Raw genomic sequence first — 18,598 nt, 5'->3', positions numbered from 1 at the left:
CGGTGTCAACCGGCCGGGCAGGGCCGGATAAGGCCTTTCTTTCGGCCCGGGAGGCCCTAAATCCCTTCGTCCCCCGAGCGGCTGGCGTGGCTCTCGGGAGGAACCGTCCCTGCCTTCCCTGCCTCCGCATCCCCGAGGACCACCTTCCTCGTAAAGGGCAGGAGGCCTCCTTTCCGGAGAAGCTCCGCCTCCCTTTCGCCCAGGTTCGAGACGACCTCAAAGGACGTTCCCCTGGTAAGGTTCTCCACGGTGCAGACGCTGCCGGCGAGGCAGTCCATCACGCCGGCCAGGCGCAGCCGGTCTCCGCGCTCCACCTTGCCGTAGTCCGCCCTGTGCACGAAGACCAGGGGGAGGACGCCGAAATTGATCAGGTTCGCCCGGTGGATGCGGGCGAAACTCTTGGCTATGACGGCCTGAAGCCCCAGGTGCATGGGCGCCAGGGCTGCGTGCTCCCGGGAGGAGCCCTGTCCGTAATTCTCCCCCCCGACCACGATGAACTCCTTCATGTCCTTCACCCGGCGGCTGAAGGCGCTGTCGAGGCCGGAGAAGACATATTCGGCAATGGCGGGGATGTTGGACCTCAGCGGGAGGACCTTCGAGCCGGCGGGCATGATGTCGTCGGTGGTGATGTTGTCCCCGAGCACCAGGGCCACCTCGGCCTCCAGGGTGTCCGTGAGGGGCTTTTTCACGGGCACGTCCTTGATATTGGGGCCCTTTATTATCTTTACCCCGGCAGTGTCCTTTGCGGGGGGGATGAGCAGGTTGTCATTGACGTGGTAGCGGGAAGGCTCCCCGAACCGCTCGACCTCGATGTCCGTGCCCATGGGGTCCACGAACCGGCCCTTCAGGGCGAAGAGGGCGCAGAGCAGGGGGTTCATGAGGTAGACGGAGGCGTTCTTGTTTCCGCTCCGGCCGAGGAAGTTGCGGTTGTAGGAGCGGACCGAGACGTGCCCGCTTCCCGGGGCCCCGCCCATCCCTATGCAGGGGCCGCAGGCGGACTCCTGCATCCGGGCGCCGGCCTCTATCATGTCGGCGGCGTAGCCCTCGCGGGAAAGCATTTCGTAGACCTGCTTGGAGCCGGGATTCACCAGGAGGCTCACGCCCGGGGCCACGGTCCTTCCCCGCAGGATGGAGGCCACCTCGCGCATGGCCTGGTAGGAGGAGTTTGTGCAGCTGCCGATACAGGCCTGGTTGACCGGCGTGCCCGCGAGCGTGCGCACCGGGACGACGTTGTCGGGACTGTGGGGCTGTGCGGTGAGAGGCTCCAAAGCGGTGAGGTCGACCTCCAGGGTCTCGGCATAGGGGGCGTCGTCATCCGCCCGGAGCTCCCGCCAGTCCGACTCCCGGCCCTGCGCCTTCAGGAAATGAAGGGTCCGCTCGTCGCTGGGGAAGACACTCGTGGTGGCCCCCAGCTCGGCCCCCATGTTGGTGATGGTGGCCCGCTCGAAAACACTGAGCTCCTTGACCCCCGGGCCGCCGTACTCCATCACCTTGCCCACCCCGCCCTTGACCGTGAGCCGCCGCAGGAGCTCCAGGATGACGTCCATCGCCGTCACCCAGGGCCTCCGGAGGGAGCCCGTAAGGTTGACCCGCACCACCTGGGGTGTCTTGAGCTCGAAGGGGGCCCCGGCCATCACGGTGGCGGCGTCCAGGCCGCCCACGCCGACGGCAATCATGCCCATGCCGCCGCCGGTGGGGGTGTGGCTGTCCGTGCCCAGAGCGATGCGCCCGGGAGCGGCGAACCGCTCGAGGTTCACCTGGTGGGAGATGCCGTTTCCGGGGCGGGAGAACCAGGCGCCGAATCTGCGGGCCGCGCTCTCCAGAAAGGCGTGGTCGTCGGCGTTCATGAAGTCCGTCTGGAGGGTGTTGTGGTCCACGTAGGAGACGGCCAGCGGCACCTGCACCCGGTCGACGCCGATGGCTTCGAACTGAAGCCAGCACATGGTGCCCGTCGCGTCCTGTGTGTAGACCTCGTCAACGCGCAGCCCCACGCGGGCGCCGGGGGCGATATCGCCGTGGACACGGTGCTCGGCCAATACCTTCTGGACGATGTTCTTCCCCACTTCGTCGATTCCCCCCCGGCAGGCTTGTTATGCGGGCTCCTTAAACCCCCTAGTCTAGCACACCTGGGAAAAGGGATTCCATAGTTCGGAAGCTTGCCTTTGACCGGGGCTGAAAAAATATCATTATAGGCAGAGATGGAGCGGAAAACCCTATAAATTCAAGTGGTGAGCATTTGACATTTATTCGGATGAGGAAGTACAATTCACTTAAGAACACGTCTAAAAAGGGCGCCAACACAGGACGCTTTACGAGGTAACTATGTTTGAGAAGTTTACGGAACGCGGGCGGAAGGTCATCATTTACGCCAAGGAGGAGGCGGAGCGGAGGCAGAACGACTACCTCGGCACCGAGCACCTCCTGCTGGCCATCCTTCGGGATGAGGACTCTCTGCCTGTTGCCATTTTAAAGAAGATGGGTCTGTCCCCCGACGAGCTCCGGATGGAGATCGAACGGAACCTGCCCATCGGAAGCAACATCATGACCTTCGGGGACGTGCCGTTCACCCCGCGGGCGAAGAAGGTCCTGGAGCTGGCGGTGGAGGAGGCCCGGCTCCTCGGGCACAACTACATAGGAAGCGAGCATCTCCTCCTGGGCCTGGTGCGCGAGGAGGAGGGCATCGCCGGGAAGATCCTCAGGAGCTTCGGAGCCAATATCCTCGGGGTCCGGCAGCTTGCCATCAACCTTTCCATGAAGTCCTCCACCGGCACGAGGGAGAAGAAATCCAACACGCCGGCACTGGACGAGTACGGAAAGGACCTGACACAGCTTGCCCGGGAGAGGGCCCTGGACCCCGTCATCGGGCGCGATACCGAAATAGAGCGCATCATGCAGATACTGGGCAGGAGGATAAAGAACAACCCCGCCCTTATCGGGGAGCCCGGCGTGGGCAAGACGGCCATCGTCGAGGGCTTGGCCCAGAGAATCGTCGACGGCGACGTGCCGGAGAACCTGCTGAACAAGCGCATCGTCTCGCTGGACCTGGGCGGCCTCATCGCCGGGACCAAGTACAGGGGCCAGTTCGAGGAGCGCCTGAAGGCGGTGATGAAGGAAGTCACCCAGTCGGACAACGTCATCCTGTTTATCGACGAGTTCCATACCATCGTGGGCGCGGGGGCGGCCGAAGGCTCCGTGGACGCCTCGAGCATGATGAAGCCCGCGCTCTCCAGGGGCGAGATGCAGTGCGTGGGTACGACCACGCCGAACGAGTACCGGAAGCACATCGAGAAGGACGGGGCCCTGGAGCGCCGGTTCCAGCCCATCTTCGTCCAGCCCTCCGGCGTGGAAGAGACCATCGATATCCTGCGCGGGCTGAAAGGCCGGTACGAAACCCACCACCGGGTGAAGTACTCCGATGCCTCCCTGGAGCAGGCCGTGAAGCTCTCGGAGCGGTACGTCTCCGACCGGTTCCTGCCGGACAAGGCGGTGGACATCATTGACGAGACGGGCTCCCGCATCCGGCTGAAGAGGCACATGCAGCCTCAGGAGCTCAAGGACCTGGAGCAGGAGCTGCAGCGCCTGGCGCGGGAGAAGAACCTTTACGTCAAGCTCCACGACATCGACAAGGCGGCCGCCATCCGGGCCGAGGAGGAGAACGCCCGGGCCCTGTACCAGCAGCTCCTGGAGCAGTGGAAGGACAACCTGAACAAGGAGATACCGGTGGTGGCCGAGGACGACGTCGCCTACACGGTGGCCAAGATGACCGGCATTCCCCTGTTCAAGCTGGAGCAGAAGGAGTCCGAAAAGCTGGTCCGCATGGAAGAGTACCTGCACAACCGCATCGTGGCCCAGGACGAGGCCGTGATGGTCGTCTCCAAGGCCATCCGCCGGTCCCGGGCCGGCCTGAAGGGCAGGAAGCGTCCCATCGGGTCGTTCTTCTTCCTGGGGCCCACGGGCGTGGGCAAGACGGAGCTTGCCAAGGTCCTGGCGGAGTTTCTCTTCAACGACGAGAACGCCCTGGTGAAGATAGACATGTCGGAGTACATGGAGCGGTTCAACGTCTCCAAGCTCACCGGCGCCCCTCCGGGATACGTCGGCTACGAGGAGGGCGGGCAGCTTACGGAGAAGATCCGGAAAAAGCCCTACTCGGTGCTGCTCTTCGACGAAATCGAGAAGGCGCATCCGGATGTCTTCAACGTCCTCTTGCAGGTGCTGGACGAGGGCGTGCTTACGGACACCTACGGCAGGAAGGTGGACTTCAAGAACACGGTGATCATCATGACCTCCAACCTGGGGGCCCGCATCATCGAGAAGGCCACCCCGCTGGGGTTTGCCGAGGCTTCCGCGGAGAACGTGTACGCGCAGATAAAGAAGAACGTTCTGGACGAGCTGAGGAAGACCTTCAATCCGGAGTTCCTGAACCGTGTGGACGAGACCGTGGTCTTCCATCCTCTGGAGAAGAGCCACCTGGTGAGCATCGTGGACCTTCTGGTGGAGGAGACCAACCGGCAGCTTCTGGACCAGGAGCTGGTGGTGGAGCTGGCCCCGGAGGTGAAGGAGTGGCTCATCGACAAGTACTACCAGCCCACCTACGGAGCGCGGCCCATGAGAAGGGCCGTCCAGAAGGAGATAGAGGACCCGCTCTCTGAGGAGATTCTCAAGGGCAGGTTTAAGGGCATCAACAAGATCCGCGTGGTTCTGGAAGGCGGCAGGCCCTCCTTCGTGGAGGTGGAGAGCGCCGCTCTTACCGGCGGCCTGAACTAGGGCCGCGGTGAAGCAGCTCTGAGCCGGTGCGCATCAAGCACTTTCTGATAGCCGTTGTGGTTCTGGGGTTTGTGGGCTTCATCGTCTTTGCCCCGGAAGGGCAGCGCGGAGATGAGCAAGCAAGCCGGAGGCCGGCGCTTGAAGCGCCCGCCCCCGGCTTTTCTCTTCGGGACCTGTCGGGAAGGCCCTGGGACCTTGCCGACCTCAGGGGCGGCGTGGTGGTGCTGAACTTCTGGGCCTCCTGGTGCACGACCTGCAGGTCGGAGTTGCCCTCCCTGAACGCCCTGCATGAGCAGAGCACCCAACAGCCCGGCCTTACCGTCGTGACCATCCTTTATCGGGACGAGCCCCAAAAGGCAGCGGACTTCATGGAGAAAAACGGCTATACGTTCCCCGTCCTCATCGACCCGGAGGGCGCGGTTGCCCAGGCCTACGGCCTTACCGGGGTGCCGGAGACCTTCGTCGTGGACGGAAAGGGCGTTCTCAGGAAAAGCATCATCGGCCCCACCGTCTTCGACGGGCCCGAGGCCCTGGCCTATTTTCGGGAGCTGGCCCTGGAAAAGGGCTCTTAACCCTTCCTCTACACCCCCGGAGATTCCTTCCAAGAAAGTCGTGCACGCGGGCATGAGGAGACGGAATCCTCAGAATGAAGGGGAGCCGGCGAGCATTGCCGAGAAAAGAACGATAAGGATGAAAAGGGAGCCTATGACCAGCCAGCCCCTGAGACGGGCGGCGCGGCTCGGCGGAGGACTGCGGTTTATCTTGTAGTCCGCGGGGTCGAGGTTGCCTTCCGCCAGCCTCTCCAGGGCCTTCCTGACCATGTCCCGCACCCAGGGCGGAACGGCGCCGTAGAGAAGATAATCCATGAAAAGGGGCTCGAGCTCACGGTCGGGGATGCTTCTGCCGAACCATGCAGCGTAGGCGACGGAGAAAAGCTGATACTCCGATATCTGGAGGGCCCCGGCGACCGCGCTTATGGCGTCCTCCTCGGAGGGGGCGTCCTCCCCGGGGCCGAACAGGACCTGCTTGATGTCCATGGCCGCATCCTCTTTTTCCATCATATTGTTGCCGGGGGCTCGTGTCGAGCCCGGGGAGAAGGTGCAAAGTATCCTGTGGAAGGCCAAATCGGGTATAATCTTCTGATGATGTTCGATCTCATACGAAAGCTGGTTTCCCCCGCGACATCGAGAGAATCCTCAGGGGAGGGCGACCGGAGCCTCCGGACGCAAGTGGCCGCCGCCGTCATCCTTCTGGAGGCGGCCCATGCCGATGAGGAATGTGGCGAGGAGGAGCGCATCCGCATCCTCGAGACCCTGAAATCCAGTTTCGGCCTCACGGAGGAGTATGCCGGGGAGCTCATGGAGATGGCGGCGGAGAAGCGGGCCCACGCCGTGGACATCTGGAAGTTCACCAACGAGGTGAACCAGAGCTACTCCCATCAGGAAAAGCTCGACGTGATGGAGGCCGTCTGGCGCGTCATCCACGCCGACGGCGAGCTCGAGAAGCACGAGGACCACTTCGCCCGGAAGCTCGCCGTCCTTCTGAGGCTCTCCCACAGGGAAATGATAGACGCCAAGCTCAGGGCCAAGGGCACGGGCTAAGGGCGAGCTCAGAGGATAACCATGTTGTCGCGGTGGATGATCTCGTCGGAGTACTTGTACCCCAGGGCCGCTTCTATCTCCGAGGTCTTCCGGCCCATGATTCTCTTCACTTCGTCCGAGGAGTAATTGGAGACCCCCTTGGCGATGCGGTTTCCTTGGGGGTCCAGGCAGTAGACCGCGTCGCCCGCCTGAAAGGAGCCCTGCATGCGCAGGACGCCCGAGGGCAGAAGGCTTTTCCTCCCCTCTCTCAGGGCCTTGACCGCGCCGGCATCCAGCTCCAGGGCGCCCTTCGCGCGGATTCCATGGGCTATCCAGCCCTTGCGGGCCGAGAGGCGTCCCCGTTCGGGCTTGAACTCGGTGCCCGGGTTGCCGCCCTGAAGGACGGCGGCCAGAAGGCGAGGGCGGCGCCCGTTTATGATGTTGACGCCGATGCCGTTTTGTGCGGCCATCCGGGCCGCCAGGAGCTTGGAGTACATCCCGCCCGTGCCCACGGCGCTCCCGCTGCCCCCGGCAAGCCCCATGACATCCGCGTCCACCTTCTCCACCGTCTTGATGAGGCGGGCCCGGCGGTCCCGGGCGGGGTTTGCCGTATAGAGGCCGTCCACGTCCGAAAGCATGATGAGGCGGTCGGCCTCCACCAGAGAGGCCACCAGGGCGGCCAGGTGGTCGTTGTCCCCGAAGCGTATCTCCTCGGTGGCCACGGTGTCGTTTTCGTTGACGACGGGGATGACGCCGTAGTCCAGGAGGGTGAACAGGGTGTTCTTGGCGTTGATGTACATCTTGCGGTCGGAGAGGCCGTCCCGCGTCAGAAGCACCTGGGCCACTTTCTCCTTATGGGCGGCGAAGCCGCGCTCGTATGCCCACATGAGGGAGGGCTGCCCCACGGAGGCCGCCGCCTGTTTGAGCTTGATGTCCGAGGGGCGTTTCCTCATCCTGAGCTTGAGCATCCCCGCGGCCACCGCGCCGGAGGAGACCAGAACAGGCTGGTGGCCCGCCGCCCGGGCCGAGGAGATGGCCGCGGCCAGGGCGGCGATGCGCCGGGTGTTCAGCCCCGCCCGGGCGCCTGCCACGATGGAGCTTCCTATCTTGACCACGATTCTCATGGGGCTACCTTTCGTGCGAGATACACGACCAGGGCACGCACCCCCTCGCCCGTGACGGCCGAGATGGGGAAGAAGTCAGTGCCGGTAGTTTCGCAGTATTCCCTGAGCCTGTCAAGGCGCTGCCCGTCGCCCTTGGCGTCCGTCTTCGTCGCGGCCACGGCCATGGGCTTGGCCATGAGCTCGGCGCTGTAAAGCTCGAGCTCGCGGTTGAGGGCGCTCATGTTTTCCACCGGGTCGCCCGGGGCGCCCTGGGAGACGTCCACGAGGTGCAGGAGCAGGCGCGTGCGCTCCACGTGCCGGAGGAACTGAAAGCCCAGGCCCGCACCGGCGTGGGCCCCCGCGATGAGGCCGGGGATGTCGGCCACGACGAAGCTCCGCATGTCGTCGGGCTTCACCACGCCCAGGTTGGGCACCAGGGTGGTGAAGGGATAGTCGGCAATCTTGGGCCTCGCATTGGAGATGACCGAGATGAGGGTGGACTTCCCGGCGTTGGGCAGTCCCACCAGGCCCACATCGGCCAGGAGCTTGAGCTCCATGACGAGGTCCTTCTCCTCTCCCTCCTCGCCGGGCTGGGCATAGCGGGGGGCCTGCCGGGTGGGCGTGGCGAAGTGGGAGTTTCCCAGGCCGCCCCTGCCTCCCCGGGCAGCCACGACCTCCTTGCCGGGCCCGTCCAGGTCCGCCAGGGTCTTCCCCGCCTCTTTCTCCCGTAAGACGGTGCCCACCGGGACCGGGACAACCAGGTCCTGGCCGTTTCGGCCGTGCATCTTTTTGCCCATCCCGTGCCGGCCATTCTCCGCCCGGTAGGAGCGGTGATACTTGAGGTCCAGGAGCGTGTTCAGCCGGGGGTCGGCCCGGAAGATGATATGGCCTCCTCTTCCCCCGTCCCCTCCATCGGGGCCGCCCCGGGGCACGTACTTCTCCCGGCGGAAACTCACGGCACCCCCGCCGCCCCTGCCCGAGGCAACATGGATGGTGGTATAGTCGATGAATTTCAGAGTGAGCCCCTACGAAAAAAGGCGGCCGCGCCGCCTTTTCCTCATGGTGAAACTGCCGCCCCCGGCCGCTTAGCCCTGCTACAGCCGGCCTGTCGCCGCGCACCCCGTGGTTTTCCCTCCGGAGATGCGGGTCAGGCGGAGACCTCCAGCGGGTAGACGCTCACGCGGGTCTTGTCCCGGCCTTTCCGCTCAAAGGCCACGGTGCCGTCCACCAGGGAGAAGAGGGTATCGTCGGAGCCCTTGCCCACGTTGGCCCCGGGGTGCCACTTGGTGCCCCTTTGCCGCACCAGGATGCTGCCCGCCCTGACGGCCTGTCCGCCGAACCTCTTCACACCGAGCCGCTTGGATTCGCTGTCCCGGCCGTTGCGGGAGCTGCCTACGCCTTTTTTATGTGCCATGATTAGACCCCCTCGATGTCCTTGATTCTGAGGGTGGTGAGGGCCTGCCTGTGCCCCCGGAGCTTCCGGTGCCCCTTGCGGGTCTTCTGCTTGAAGACGAGGACCTTTCTCTGCTTTGCGGTCCCCAGCACTTCGGCGCGGACGCTTGCGTTCTGCACGTACGGCGTGCCGAAAACGGGGCCGTCTTTCTTGACCACCGCGAGGACTTTCTCAAGGCGCACTTCGCTGCCCGGCTCGGCGTCGAGCTTCTCCACCTTGACGCTCTCTCCGGAGGCTACCCTGTACTGCTTGCCCCCGGTCTCGATGACTGCGTACATGTCCACCCTCCTTCCAGAATACTTAATAAAACATAATTTGTGAAGGAAAGTCAACGCGTAAGGGCTTCGTGCCGTAAGGGCAATCGGGAAACGTCCGGGGGAGTCCTGCCGGTCGGCGGCGTCCCGAGCCGGGCGTTTGGTACTACGATTTGAAGCGCAGATAATGGTGTCTGTTGGGGCGGTCGCGATTCCAGGCTTTCTTAAACCGCTGTGCCGCGGGCTGAAACTCCGAAGGCAGCGCCGCGAAATCGACCTCGGGAACTCCCATCATCAAATCGATATAACAATCATCGCAGACTTTCTTCTCCATGAATTCATATGCGGCGTTATCCGCCAGCACGTCTCCACATTTCTGGCATTTCATGGCATGAACCTCCGTGCAACATTATACCACTTGTCCTTTTATGGAAAACGGCTCCTCCGACATAAAACATATGTCATATGGCGGATGAAATCCGGGAAAGACGCGCCCCGAAACCGCGAGGGCTTCGTCTCCACACCGGGGCGGCTGGAATTCGTTGCCAGCCGGTGTGGCGATATCTTCATGTGGCGACCCAGCGCAATGCCTCCTGGCGTTCGCTGGGGGAGAAGCTTCTTATCTCGCCGCTGATTGCCAGTGCAGCAATTTTCAATCCCCACTTGACCCATCTTGGCCCGCCAATCACGCCCATCTTTTCAAAATCGTTTCTATGCGTCAGTCCAAAATGAGCGTCATCCCATAATGCGGCAGCCTCCCACCCATGGTCGCCCATGTCCAGCAGAAGGCACGCCTTGCCATGTTCGCGGATAATCGCTTCGAGGCGTGGAATAAGTACGTCCTTATAGTCCTGGTCCGTCAACTCGCTTACGGCGCCAAGCGCCAGAATATTTCCCCTGCTTTCCGGCAATACCTTGATCATGGGATTTTCTCCTTCCAGTGGCGTATCGGGTTGCACCAGCTCTTGCCCCGCTTAAGATTATACAGTGCGAAGCCGTGATTGACACTGTATTTCCCGATACTTATGATAGAAGCACAATCGCCGGTATTCCCGAAAATTCCGGCCCGGGAGGCTTGGTGGCAAAGGACAGCATAAAAGTGGGCGTGGTGGGCTTCGGCACCGTGGGGACGGGCACCGTGAAGGTGCTCCTCCGGAACGCGGGCATCCTCCGGGAGAGGCTCGGCTTTCCTCTCGAGCTGGCCTACGTCGCCGACCAGGACACGCGCCGGGACAGGGGCGTCCGCCTGCCGGAGGGCGTGCTCAGGGAAGACGCCCGGGTGGTGCTGGAAGACCCCGAGGTGGATATCGTGGCCGAGCTCATCGGGGGCACGGGCGCCGCGGGAGACGTCATCCTGGAGGCCATACGGAGGAAGAAGCACGTGGTCACCGCCAACAAGGCGCTCCTGGCCACCAGGGGCAACGAGATATTCGCCGCCGCCCGCCAGCACGGCGTGGAGGTGGGTTTCGAGGCCTCGGTGGCCGGCGGCATCCCCATCATCAAGGTCATCCGGGAAGCGCTCGTCGCCAACAACATCGTTTCCGTCTACGGGATTATCAACGGCACGGCGAACCTCATCCTTACCAAGATGACGGAGGAGGGCGGGGAGTTTTCCGATGCCCTGGCCGAGGCCCAGGCCCTGGGGTATGCCGAGGCGGACCCCACCTTTGACGTCGAGGGCGTGGACGCGGCGCACAAGCTGGCCATACTGGCCTCTCTGGCCTACGGCATCCCCCTTTCCTATGACGAGGTCTATACCGAGGGCATCACGAAAATAACCTCTCTGGACGTAGAGTTTGCCCGGGAGCTGGGCTACAGGGTGAAGCTCCTGGCCATCGGAAAGACCACGGACGGAGAGGTGGAGATGCGGGTGCATCCCACCATGGTCCCCAAGGACCATCTCATCGCCAAGGTGGACGGCGTGTTCAACGCCGTCTTCGTCCGCGGGGACGCCGTGGGCGACACCCTTTACTACGGCCGCGGGGCGGGAGAGATGCCCACCGCCAGCGCGGTGGTCGCGGACATCGCCGAGATAGCCGCCAACATAAGGAGGGGGGCTCTGAGGCCCGTTTTCAAGGAGAGCGCCCGCCCCCCGCGGGTGCGGAAGATAGGGGACGTGCAGTCGATGTATTATTTCAGGTTCAAGGCCCTGGACCGCCCCGGCGTCCTCTCCCGCATATCGGGCATCTTCGGCAAGAACAATATCAGCATCGCCTCGGTCATCCAGAAGGGAAGGCGCGTGGGGGAGGCCGTCCCCCTGGTCATTCTCACCCATACGGCCAGGGAGAAGGACATCCGGCGGGCCGTGCAAGAGATAGATACGCTGGACGTGGTGGCGGACAAGAGCTTCTATATAAGGGTTGAAGGGGAGGAGGAATAGAGTTATAATAGATGCTTATAAACCTATAAGTATTGGTGTTCCGCGGGGGGCGGCTCACCGGGGAGAGGGAGGTGCTTTATGGAGAACGTCAAGGCCGACAAGACGGTCGACATCAAGGGGCTTGTCTGCCCCTACACGTTTGTAAAGGCGAAGCTTGCCATCGAAGAGATGGAGGTGGGGCAGGTTCTGGAGATACTTCTGGACTACGAGGAGGCTTCCCGCAACATCCCCCGCTCGATGGAGGACCACGGCCAGAAGGTCCTGGGGGTCGAGAAGGTCAACGATACGGACTGGGTGCTGAAAATCAGGAAAGAGAAGGACTGATGGAGCTCTCGGACGAGCAGATACACCGGTACTCGCGCCACATCATCCTCCCCGAGGTGGGAGGGAAGGGCCAGAAGAAGCTCCTTTCTTCCAAGGTCTTCATCGTGGGGGCCGGGGGGCTGGGCTGCCCCGCGGGGTATTATCTGGCCGCGGCGGGGGTGGGCACCCTGGGCATCGTGGACAACGACGAGGTGGAGCTGAGCAACCTTCAGCGGCAGATAGCCCACAATGTCCACTCCCTGGGCCAGCCCAAGGTGCAGTCCGTAAAGAGGGCCTTCGAGGCCCTCAACCCGGACGTCCACGTGGTGGCCCTCAGGGAGAGGATTACCAAGGACACCATCATGGAGCTCATCAGGGACTACGACGTGGTGGTGGACGGCAGCGACAACTTTCCCACCCGCTACCTGGTCAACGACGCCTGCGTCATGATGGGAAAGCCCCTGGTAAGCGGGGCCATCCTCCGGTTTGAAGGGCAGGTGACCACCATCCTTCCCCACGAGGGGCACTGCTACCGGTGTCTGTTCGAGGAGCCGCCGCCGCCGGGCCTGGTGCCGTCGTGCCAGGAGGCGGGGGTGCTGGGCGTTCTCCCCGGCGTCGTGGGCTCGCTTCAGGCCACCGAGGTGCTGAAGCTCCTTCTGGGCCGGGGGCGGGTGCTCAAGAACGAGCTTCTCATCTACAGCGCCCTTCAGATGGATTTCAGGAAGATAAAGGTCCCCAGGAACCCCCAGTGCCCCGTCTGCGGGGAGCACCCGAGCATCGTGGAGCTCCTGGATTATGACGCCGGCTACTGCAGTCTTTAGGGCACCCCGGGGAGGATGAAGGAGCTCAGGGTCAGCGAGGACCTTCTGGAGGCCGTCATCTCCCATGCCCGGCAGTGCGCTCCCCACGAGGCCTGCGGGCTTCTCGGCGGGCGGGACAACGGGGCGGAGAAGGCCTACCCCCTGAGGAACGTCCACGCCTCGCCCGTCTCCTACGCGTTCGACTCCCGGGAGCAGCTGGAGGCCATGAAGCAGATAGAGCGGGACTCCCTCGAGCTTGTGGGCATCTACCATTCCCACCCGGCTTCGCCGGCCATCCCCTCGAGCACCGACATCGAGCGGGCCTTCTTTCCCGGGACCAGGGAGCCCAATTTCCCCGGGGTCTTCTACGTCATCGTGAGCCTGTCGGGCACCCGCCCGGAGGTCAACGCCTTTCTCATCCACGGCCACTGCGTGGAGAAAGCCGCCCTGAAGACGCACTGAGGGCGCCCGTCCCGGTGCGCCGCCCTTTCTTGGTTCAGCCGCCGATATGATATGGTAAAAAGAAACGCTTTTTCAGTACAATAGATATTTATTTTATAAATTCCCCCGGGCTATCATAGGAAAAAGGGAGGTGCATGCGATGGGGTTTGTGGGAGGGCTCAAGTGCAGGGAATGCGGACGGGAGTACCCGGTGGAGCCCATATATGTCTGTGAGTTCTGCTTCGGTCCCCTGGAGGTCATGTACGATTACGGTGCCATAAAGAAGAAGCTCACCATCAAGACCATCGAACAGAGGGCGCTGAACCTGTGGCGCTACAGGGAGCTTCTCCCCATCGACGGGGAGCCGCAGGTGGGTCTGACCTCCGGGTTCACCCCCCTGGTCAAGGCGGACAACCTGGCCCGGGAGCTGGGAGTGCGGGCCCTGTATGTGAAGGACGACACGGTGGTGCATCCGACCCTGTCTTTCAAGGACAGGGTGGTGGCCGTGGCCCTGACCAAGGCGAGGGAGTTCGGCTTCGACACGGTGGCCTGCGCGTCCACGGGCAACCTGGCGCACTCGGTGGCCGCCCACGGGGCCCGGGCGGGGTTCAATCGGTTCATCTTCATCCCGGCTACGCTGGAGCAGAGCAAGATAGTCGCCTCCCTGGTGTACTCGCCCAACCTCATCGCCGTCGATGGAAGCTACGACGACGTCAACCGCCTGTGCAGCGAGGTGGCGAACAAATACAAGTGGGCCTTCGTCAATATAAACATACGCCCGTATTACGCCGAGGGCTCCAAGACCCATGGGTTCGAGATAGTGGAGCAGATGGGGTGGCGGGCCCCGGACAACGTGGTCGTCCCCTGCGCCAGCGGCTCGCTGCTGACCAAGATATGGAAGAGCCTCAAGGAGCTCAAGGGAATCGGCATCCTGGAGGAGCTTTCCACCAGGGTCTTCGCCGCCCAGGCCCGGGGGTGCAACCCCATCGCCACGGCCATCAAGGAGGGCACGGACGTCATCAAGCCCGTGAAGCCCCAGACGGTGGCCAAGTCCCTGGCCATCGGCAACCCCGCCGACGGGTTCTACGCAACCCAGGCCGTGGCCGAGAGCGGGGGATACGGCGAGGACGTGACGGACGAGGAGATTATCGAGGCCATGAGGCTTCTGGCTCGCACCGAGGGCATCTTCGCGGAGACCGCGGGCGGGGTCACCCTGGCGGTGGCCAGGAAGCTCATCGAGCAGGGAAGAATAGGGAAGGACGAGACCACGGTCATATGCATCACGGGCAATGGGCTGAAGACCCAGGAAGCCCTGGCGGGACACATGCACGGGCCGCACCAGATAAAGCCGAGTCTCGCTTCCTTTGAGGAAGTCCTCAAAAAGATTAAAAAGTCCGGATAAGGGAGGGAATCGATTATGGCTGTCAACGTAAGGATACCAACTCCTTTGCAGAGGCTCACCGCGGGGAAGGAGCTGGTGGAGGGGAAGGCCGGCTCCGTCATCGAGCTGGTTCAGGAGCTGGACGCCCGCTTCCCGGGCATCGGCGAGCGCATCTCCGACGGCGGGAAGATACGGCGGTTCGTCAACATCTATGTGAACGAGGAGGACATCAGGTTTCTCAAGGGCGAGCAGACCGAGGTGAAGGACGGCGACGAGGTCTCCATCGTCCCGGCAATCGCCGGGGGATAGGCCCAAAAACGGCAAGCGAGAGGAGGGCAACACCATGAAACGGCGGGTGAAGCTGACCTTTCCCCAGGATTTGATCCAGAAACCCGTGATTTTCAGGATGGCGAAAAGGTATGACCTCATGCCCAACATTCGCCGGGCAAAGGTGACCGAGACCGTCGGCGAGATGGTCCTGGAGCTTGAGGGAAAGGAAGAGAATCTGCAAAAAGGCATCAAGTCCCTGCAACGGCAGGGCGTGGACGTCGAGCTGGTCGAAGGTGACATTGTTGAGTGAGATGGCCTGGCGGGGAATAGTCCGGGAGTTCAAGGACTTTCTGCCCGTTTCGGACAGGACACCCGAGCTGTCCCTTCACGAAGGCAATACCCCGCTCATCGAGGCGTGGAACCTTGTGCAGGAGGAGCTCAAGAACCTAAAGCTTTACTTTAAATTCGAGGGTCTAAACCCTACAGCTTCTTTCAAGGACAGGGGGATGGCCATGGCCATCGCGAAGGCCCTGGAGGAGGAGTCCAAGGCCGTTATATGCGCTTCGACGGGCAACACCTCGGCCTCCGCGGCAGCCTATGCCGCCCGGGCCGGCATGACGTGCATCGTTCTCATACCCCGGGGAAAGATAGCCCGCGGTCATCCAGGTGGAGGGCAACTTCGACGAAGCCCTGGGCATCGTGAAGGCCATCGTGCGGAGGCATCCCATCACCCTGGTGAATTCCATCAATCCTTTCAGGCTTGAGGGACAGAAGACGGCGGCCTTCGAGGTCTGCGAGCAAATGGGCGGAAGCGCGCCCCGCTACCATGTGCTCCCGGTAGGCAACGCCGGAAACATAACGGCCTACTGGATGGGGTACAAGGAATACAGGGAGAGGGGAAGGGTCACGGGCCTGCCCACGATGCTCGGCTTTCAGGCGGAGGGGGCGGCCCCTATCGTTCTGGGGCGGGTGGTGGAGGACCCCCATACCATAGCCACGGCCATCAGGATAGGCAATCCCGCCAGTTGGAAGGGCGCCGTGGCGGCCATGGAGGAATCGGGGGGAGCCATCGGGGCCGTGACGGACGAGGAGATACTTTCGGCCTACAAGCTCATCGCCGCGAAGGAGGGCATCTTCTGCGAGCCCGCATCGGCGGCCTCGCTGGCGGGCGTGCGGAAGCTTTACGGGCAGGGCTATTTCGAGGAAGGCGCGACGGTGGTCTGCACGTTGACGGGGCACGGCCTCAAGGACCCGGATACGGTCTTCAAGGTCACGGAGGAGCCCGTGAGGGTGAAGCCCGAGGTGGAGGCCGTGGAGAGAATCATAGAGGGAATCCTCTGACACGCCATGAAATACGTGGTCTTGATAGGTGACGGCATGGCCGACAGGCCGCTGCGGGAGCTGGGGGGAAGGACCCCCCTCATGGAGGCCTTCACGCCCAACATGGACAAGCTGGCCCGGGAGGGCCTGCGGGGCATGGTGCGCACCATTCCGCCTTCGTTCCCCGCGGGCTCCGACGTGGCGAACATGAGCATCCTGGGGTATGACCCCGCGCTGTACTACTCGGGGCGCGCCCCTCTGGAGGCCGCCAGCATGGGTGTGGAGCTCGGAGAGGCCGACACGGCCTACCGCTGCAACCTGGTGACCCTGGGCTTCAACAAGGACAGGACGAAGGCCCACATGGAGGACTACAGCGCGGGGCACATCAGCTCCGAGGAGGCACGCGCACTCATAGAGGCCCTGAACCGGGAGATGAAGGAGGAAGGCATCACCTTCCATGCGGGCGTGAGCTACCGCCATCTGATGGTCTGGAAAGGGGGGTCCGAGAGGGCCGAGTGCACCCCGCCCCACGACATCATCGGAAAGGACATAACGGATTACCAGCCCCTGGGCGGCGGGTGCGAGGTCTTGCAGCGCCTGATGCTCTTGTCGGTGGATATCCTGGAGCGCCATGATGTCAACAAAAAGAGGCGGGAGGAGGGCAAGAAGCCGGCCAACAGCATCTGGCTCTGGGGCCAGGGGAGAAAGCCCTCCATGCCTTCTTTCAGCGAGAAATACGGCCTCCGGGCAGCCCTGGTCTCCGCCGTGGACCTGACCAAGGGGCTCGGCGCCTCGCTGGGCATGGAGGTCCTGGAGGTTCCCGGCGCTACGGGCTACCTGGATACAAACTACCTGGGCAAGGCGGAATACGCCCTCCGGGCCCTGGAGGACGTGGACCTGGTGTACGTCCACGTGGAGGCTCCCGACGAGGCGGGGCACTCCGGAAACTGCAAGGACAAGATACGGGCCATCGAGGACTTCGACGCCCTGGTGGTGGGCACGGTTCTCCGCGGCATGAAGGCCTTCGACGAGTACAGGATACTGCTTCTTCCGGACCACGCCACACCCATAGAGGAGCGCACCCATACCCGGGAGCCCGTCCCCTTCGTCATCTTCGACAGCGCCGGGACCGGCGAGGCCCGGGACGTCTCCTACGACGAGCGCATCGCCGAGGAAGAGGGTGTCCCGATGGTGCAAAGGGGGCATGAGCTCATGGGGATGTTCATCTCGGGCAGTATCGAGAAGGCTTCGGGGCCGTGTTAATCGTCCAGAAATACGGCGGCACCTCGGTGGGAAGCGTGGAGAGAATAAAGGCCGTTGCCGCCCGGGTCAAGGCAGCCGTCGAGCAGGGCCACAGCGTGGTGGTCGTCGTGTCGGCCATGAGCGGGGAGACGGACAAGCTTATCGCTCTTGCCGAAGGGGTCTCCGGGAGCCCCGACGAAAGGGAGCTGGACATGATTCTCTCCTCGGGGGAGCGCGTGAGCGCCGCGCTTATGGCCCTTTCACTCAAGGAGCTGGGGGTGAACGCCTTGTCGCTGACGGGCAGGCAGGTGGGCATCATCACGGACGCCGCCCACACGAAGGCCCGCATCGAGAGGGTCACGGCCGGGAGGGTGCGCGAGGCGGTGGCCCGGGGACAGGTCCCCGTGGTGGCGGGTTTTCAGGGGATATCGGAGACCTCCGACGTTACGACCCTGGGCAGGGGCGGGTCCGACCTCACGGCCGTGGCCATAGCCGCCGCCCTCGGGGCGGACGTCTGCGAGATATACACCGACGTGGAGGGCGTCTACACCACCGACCCCGGCATCGTCTCGGAAGCACGGAAGCTCGACAGGATATCCTACGAGGAGATGCTGGAGCTGGCCAGCCTGGGGGCCAAGGTGCTTCAGAGCCGCTCGGTGGAGTTCGCCATGAACTACGGGGTCCCTCTTGTGGTGCGCTCCAGCTTTTCGGAGAATCCCGGCACCTACGTGGTGAAGGAGGACAAGGATATGGAGAAGGTCGTGGTGGCAGGGGTGGCGTACGACAGGAACCAGGCGAAGCTGACCCTCATGGGCGTGCCCGACAGGCCCGGTCTGGCGGGAAGGCTCTTTCAGGCCATCGCCAGCGGAAACATAAACGTGGACATGATCGTGCAGAACGTCAGCCCCGACGGGCGGGCCACGGACATTTCCTTCACCGTCCCCAGGACGGAGGCCGGGAGGGCCGTCCAGGTGGTGGAGAAGCTCTCCTCGGACATCGGCGCCAGGGGCGTCTCCCTGGGGGAGAACATCTCCAAGGTCTCCATCGTGGGCGTGGGGATGAAGAGCCACTCGGGCGTGGCGGCCCGGATGTTCGAGACCCTGGCCCGGGGGAACATCAATATCATGATGATAAGCACCTCGGAGATAAAGGTCTCCTGCGTCATCGAGGACAAGTACACCGAGCTGGCCGTGCGTCTTCTGCACGAGGCCTTCGGCCTGGCGGGGGAGCCCGCCGAGGGGTAGCAAAAGCGGTCCCTTGGGCTTGACGCGCTTTTTTGGAACTCCTCTTCCTCTGCTTCCGCATAA

20 protein-coding genes and 1 pseudogene are annotated in these 18,598 nt (G+C 63.2%); 13 read left to right on the top strand and 8 right to left on the bottom strand.

Translation table 11 applies throughout. From position 1 onward, the window contains the following. Nucleotides 1–56 precede the first annotated feature (56 nt). Entirely contained in the window at nucleotides 57–2,063 is a 2,007-nt protein-coding gene (locus P8Y39_07510; GenBank protein ID MEJ2192185.1) for an aconitate hydratase, read from the bottom strand. A gap of 259 nt (nucleotides 2,064–2,322) precedes the next feature. Here P8Y39_07510 and P8Y39_07505 point away from each other — a divergent pair, with 259 nt between their 5' ends. Together P8Y39_07505 and P8Y39_07500 are read left to right on the top strand one after the other, a co-directional pair. Then, entirely contained in the window at nucleotides 2,323–4,764 is a 2,442-nt protein-coding gene (locus P8Y39_07505) for an ATP-dependent Clp protease ATP-binding subunit (GenBank protein MEJ2192184.1), read from the top strand. A 26-nt stretch (nucleotides 4,765–4,790) separates the two neighbouring features. Then, nucleotides 4,791–5,336 (top strand): TlpA disulfide reductase family protein, encoded by a 546-nt coding sequence (locus P8Y39_07500; protein MEJ2192183.1) that lies wholly within the window; start codon nucleotides 4,791–4,793, stop codon nucleotides 5,334–5,336. A 69-nt stretch (nucleotides 5,337–5,405) separates the two neighbouring features. Here P8Y39_07500 and P8Y39_07495 read toward each other — a convergent pair whose 3' ends face one another. Next, on the bottom strand, nucleotides 5,406–5,801 hold the full coding sequence (locus tag P8Y39_07495) for a hypothetical protein (protein MEJ2192182.1): 396 nt from the start codon (nucleotides 5,799–5,801) through the stop codon (nucleotides 5,406–5,408). A gap of 105 nt (nucleotides 5,802–5,906) precedes the next feature. On the opposite strand from P8Y39_07495, the gene P8Y39_07490 reads away from it, so the two are divergent. Continuing rightward, on the top strand, nucleotides 5,907–6,365 hold the full coding sequence (locus P8Y39_07490; protein ID MEJ2192181.1) for a TerB family tellurite resistance protein: 459 nt from the start codon (nucleotides 5,907–5,909) through the stop codon (nucleotides 6,363–6,365). Nucleotides 6,366–6,373: 8 nt separating this feature from the next. Here P8Y39_07490 and proB read toward each other — a convergent pair whose 3' ends face one another. The 6 genes from proB to P8Y39_07460 all read right to left on the bottom strand — a co-directional run bounded on the left by proB (nucleotide 6,374) and on the right by P8Y39_07460 (nucleotide 10,077). Beyond that, nucleotides 6,374–7,468, bottom strand: a complete 1,095-nt coding sequence (gene proB / locus P8Y39_07485) for a glutamate 5-kinase (GenBank protein ID MEJ2192180.1) — start codon at nucleotides 7,466–7,468, stop codon at nucleotides 6,374–6,376. Further along, on the bottom strand, nucleotides 7,465–8,454 hold the full coding sequence (gene obgE / locus P8Y39_07480; GenBank protein MEJ2192179.1) for a GTPase ObgE: 990 nt from the start codon (nucleotides 8,452–8,454) through the stop codon (nucleotides 7,465–7,467). Before obgE ends, proB begins: the two co-directional genes overlap by 4 nt. Before the next feature lie 140 nt (nucleotides 8,455–8,594). Then, nucleotides 8,595–8,861, bottom strand: a complete 267-nt coding sequence (rpmA, locus tag P8Y39_07475) for a 50S ribosomal protein L27 (GenBank protein MEJ2192178.1) — start codon at nucleotides 8,859–8,861, stop codon at nucleotides 8,595–8,597. Between the two features lie 2 nt (nucleotides 8,862–8,863). Next, nucleotides 8,864–9,178, bottom strand: a complete 315-nt coding sequence (rplU, locus tag P8Y39_07470; protein MEJ2192177.1) for a 50S ribosomal protein L21 — start codon at nucleotides 9,176–9,178, stop codon at nucleotides 8,864–8,866. 142 nt (nucleotides 9,179–9,320) lie between these two features. Then, nucleotides 9,321–9,542, bottom strand: a complete 222-nt coding sequence (locus tag P8Y39_07465) for a hypothetical protein (GenBank protein ID MEJ2192176.1) — start codon at nucleotides 9,540–9,542, stop codon at nucleotides 9,321–9,323. A gap of 178 nt (nucleotides 9,543–9,720) precedes the next feature. Continuing rightward, nucleotides 9,721–10,077, bottom strand: a complete 357-nt coding sequence (locus P8Y39_07460) for an STAS/SEC14 domain-containing protein (GenBank protein ID MEJ2192175.1) — start codon at nucleotides 10,075–10,077, stop codon at nucleotides 9,721–9,723. A gap of 155 nt (nucleotides 10,078–10,232) precedes the next feature. Between P8Y39_07460 and P8Y39_07455 the strand changes: the two genes are divergently transcribed. The 10 genes and pseudogenes from P8Y39_07455 to P8Y39_07410 all read left to right on the top strand — a co-directional run bounded on the left by P8Y39_07455 (nucleotide 10,233) and on the right by P8Y39_07410 (nucleotide 18,535). Further along, entirely contained in the window at nucleotides 10,233–11,534 is a 1,302-nt protein-coding gene (locus P8Y39_07455; protein MEJ2192174.1) for a homoserine dehydrogenase, read from the top strand. A 78-nt stretch (nucleotides 11,535–11,612) separates the two neighbouring features. Then, nucleotides 11,613–11,858 carry a sulfurtransferase TusA family protein gene (locus P8Y39_07450; protein ID MEJ2192173.1) on the top strand — a complete coding sequence of 82 codons (246 nt, stop codon included), beginning with the start codon at nucleotides 11,613–11,615 and terminating at the stop codon, nucleotides 11,856–11,858. Further along, entirely contained in the window at nucleotides 11,858–12,658 is an 801-nt protein-coding gene (moeB, locus tag P8Y39_07445) for a molybdopterin-synthase adenylyltransferase MoeB (protein MEJ2192172.1), read from the top strand. Before P8Y39_07450 ends, moeB begins: the two co-directional genes overlap by 1 nt. A 15-nt stretch (nucleotides 12,659–12,673) precedes the next feature. Further along, nucleotides 12,674–13,099, top strand: coding sequence for a M67 family metallopeptidase (locus tag P8Y39_07440; protein ID MEJ2192171.1), 426 nt, complete (start codon nucleotides 12,674–12,676; stop codon nucleotides 13,097–13,099). A 139-nt stretch (nucleotides 13,100–13,238) separates the two neighbouring features. Next, on the top strand, nucleotides 13,239–14,480 hold the full coding sequence (locus tag P8Y39_07435) for a threonine synthase (protein MEJ2192170.1): 1,242 nt from the start codon (nucleotides 13,239–13,241) through the stop codon (nucleotides 14,478–14,480). 15 nt (nucleotides 14,481–14,495) lie between these two features. After that, nucleotides 14,496–14,768 carry a MoaD/ThiS family protein gene (locus tag P8Y39_07430; GenBank protein ID MEJ2192169.1) on the top strand — a complete coding sequence of 91 codons (273 nt, stop codon included), beginning with the start codon at nucleotides 14,496–14,498 and terminating at the stop codon, nucleotides 14,766–14,768. 34 nt (nucleotides 14,769–14,802) lie between these two features. Next, the gene (locus P8Y39_07425; protein ID MEJ2192168.1) at nucleotides 14,803–15,039 is read left to right on the top strand and encodes an NIL domain-containing protein; all 237 of its coding nucleotides are present in this window, start codon (nucleotides 14,803–14,805) and stop codon (nucleotides 15,037–15,039) included. Between the two features lies 1 nt (nucleotide 15,040). Then, nucleotides 15,041–16,070: pseudogene (gene thrC / locus P8Y39_07420) on the top strand (threonine synthase). Between the two features lie 6 nt (nucleotides 16,071–16,076). Continuing rightward, on the top strand, nucleotides 16,077–17,312 hold the full coding sequence (locus tag P8Y39_07415) for a cofactor-independent phosphoglycerate mutase (GenBank protein ID MEJ2192167.1): 1,236 nt from the start codon (nucleotides 16,077–16,079) through the stop codon (nucleotides 17,310–17,312). Next, nucleotides 17,306–18,535: an aspartate kinase gene (locus tag P8Y39_07410; protein ID MEJ2192166.1), complete on the top strand. Its 1,230-nt coding sequence runs from the start codon at nucleotides 17,306–17,308 to the stop codon at nucleotides 18,533–18,535. Before P8Y39_07415 ends, P8Y39_07410 begins: the two co-directional genes overlap by 7 nt. Nucleotides 18,536–18,598 lie beyond the last annotated feature (63 nt).

Source organism: Nitrospirota bacterium, from assembly GCA_037386965.1.
In the GTDB taxonomy this organism is placed as follows: Bacteria; Nitrospirota; Thermodesulfovibrionia; order Thermodesulfovibrionales; family JdFR-86; genus JARRLN01.
Note: the sequence above shows the minus strand (reverse complement) of the source record. Positions and strands in the feature narration are given on the sequence as shown.

What these genes read in the sequence shown, in the direction of transcription:
- P8Y39_07505 (MEJ2192184.1), top strand. Translation starts at nt 2,323, where the DNA reads ATGTTTGAGAAGTTTACGGAACGCGGGCGGAAGGTCATCATTTACGCC.
- P8Y39_07495 (MEJ2192182.1), bottom strand. Translation starts at nt 5,801, where the DNA reads ATGGACATCAAGCAGGTCCTGTTCGGCCCCGGGGAGGACGCCCCCTCC.
- P8Y39_07490 (MEJ2192181.1), top strand. Translation starts at nt 5,907, where the DNA reads ATGATGTTCGATCTCATACGAAAGCTGGTTTCCCCCGCGACATCGAGA.
- proB (MEJ2192180.1), bottom strand. Translation starts at nt 7,468, where the DNA reads ATGAGAATCGTGGTCAAGATAGGAAGCTCCATCGTGGCAGGCGCCCGG.
- rpmA (MEJ2192178.1), bottom strand. Translation starts at nt 8,861, where the DNA reads ATGGCACATAAAAAAGGCGTAGGCAGCTCCCGCAACGGCCGGGACAGC.
- rplU (MEJ2192177.1), bottom strand. Translation starts at nt 9,178, where the DNA reads ATGTACGCAGTCATCGAGACCGGGGGCAAGCAGTACAGGGTAGCCTCC.
- P8Y39_07465 (MEJ2192176.1), bottom strand. Translation starts at nt 9,542, where the DNA reads ATGAAATGCCAGAAATGTGGAGACGTGCTGGCGGATAACGCCGCATAT.
- P8Y39_07460 (MEJ2192175.1), bottom strand. Translation starts at nt 10,077, where the DNA reads ATGATCAAGGTATTGCCGGAAAGCAGGGGAAATATTCTGGCGCTTGGC.
- P8Y39_07450 (MEJ2192173.1), top strand. Translation starts at nt 11,613, where the DNA reads ATGGAGAACGTCAAGGCCGACAAGACGGTCGACATCAAGGGGCTTGTC.
- moeB (MEJ2192172.1), top strand. Translation starts at nt 11,858, where the DNA reads ATGGAGCTCTCGGACGAGCAGATACACCGGTACTCGCGCCACATCATC.
- P8Y39_07440 (MEJ2192171.1), top strand. Translation starts at nt 12,674, where the DNA reads ATGAAGGAGCTCAGGGTCAGCGAGGACCTTCTGGAGGCCGTCATCTCC.
- P8Y39_07435 (MEJ2192170.1), top strand. Translation starts at nt 13,239, where the DNA reads ATGGGGTTTGTGGGAGGGCTCAAGTGCAGGGAATGCGGACGGGAGTAC.
- P8Y39_07430 (MEJ2192169.1), top strand. Translation starts at nt 14,496, where the DNA reads ATGGCTGTCAACGTAAGGATACCAACTCCTTTGCAGAGGCTCACCGCG.
- P8Y39_07425 (MEJ2192168.1), top strand. Translation starts at nt 14,803, where the DNA reads ATGAAACGGCGGGTGAAGCTGACCTTTCCCCAGGATTTGATCCAGAAA.
- P8Y39_07415 (MEJ2192167.1), top strand. Translation starts at nt 16,077, where the DNA reads ATGAAATACGTGGTCTTGATAGGTGACGGCATGGCCGACAGGCCGCTG.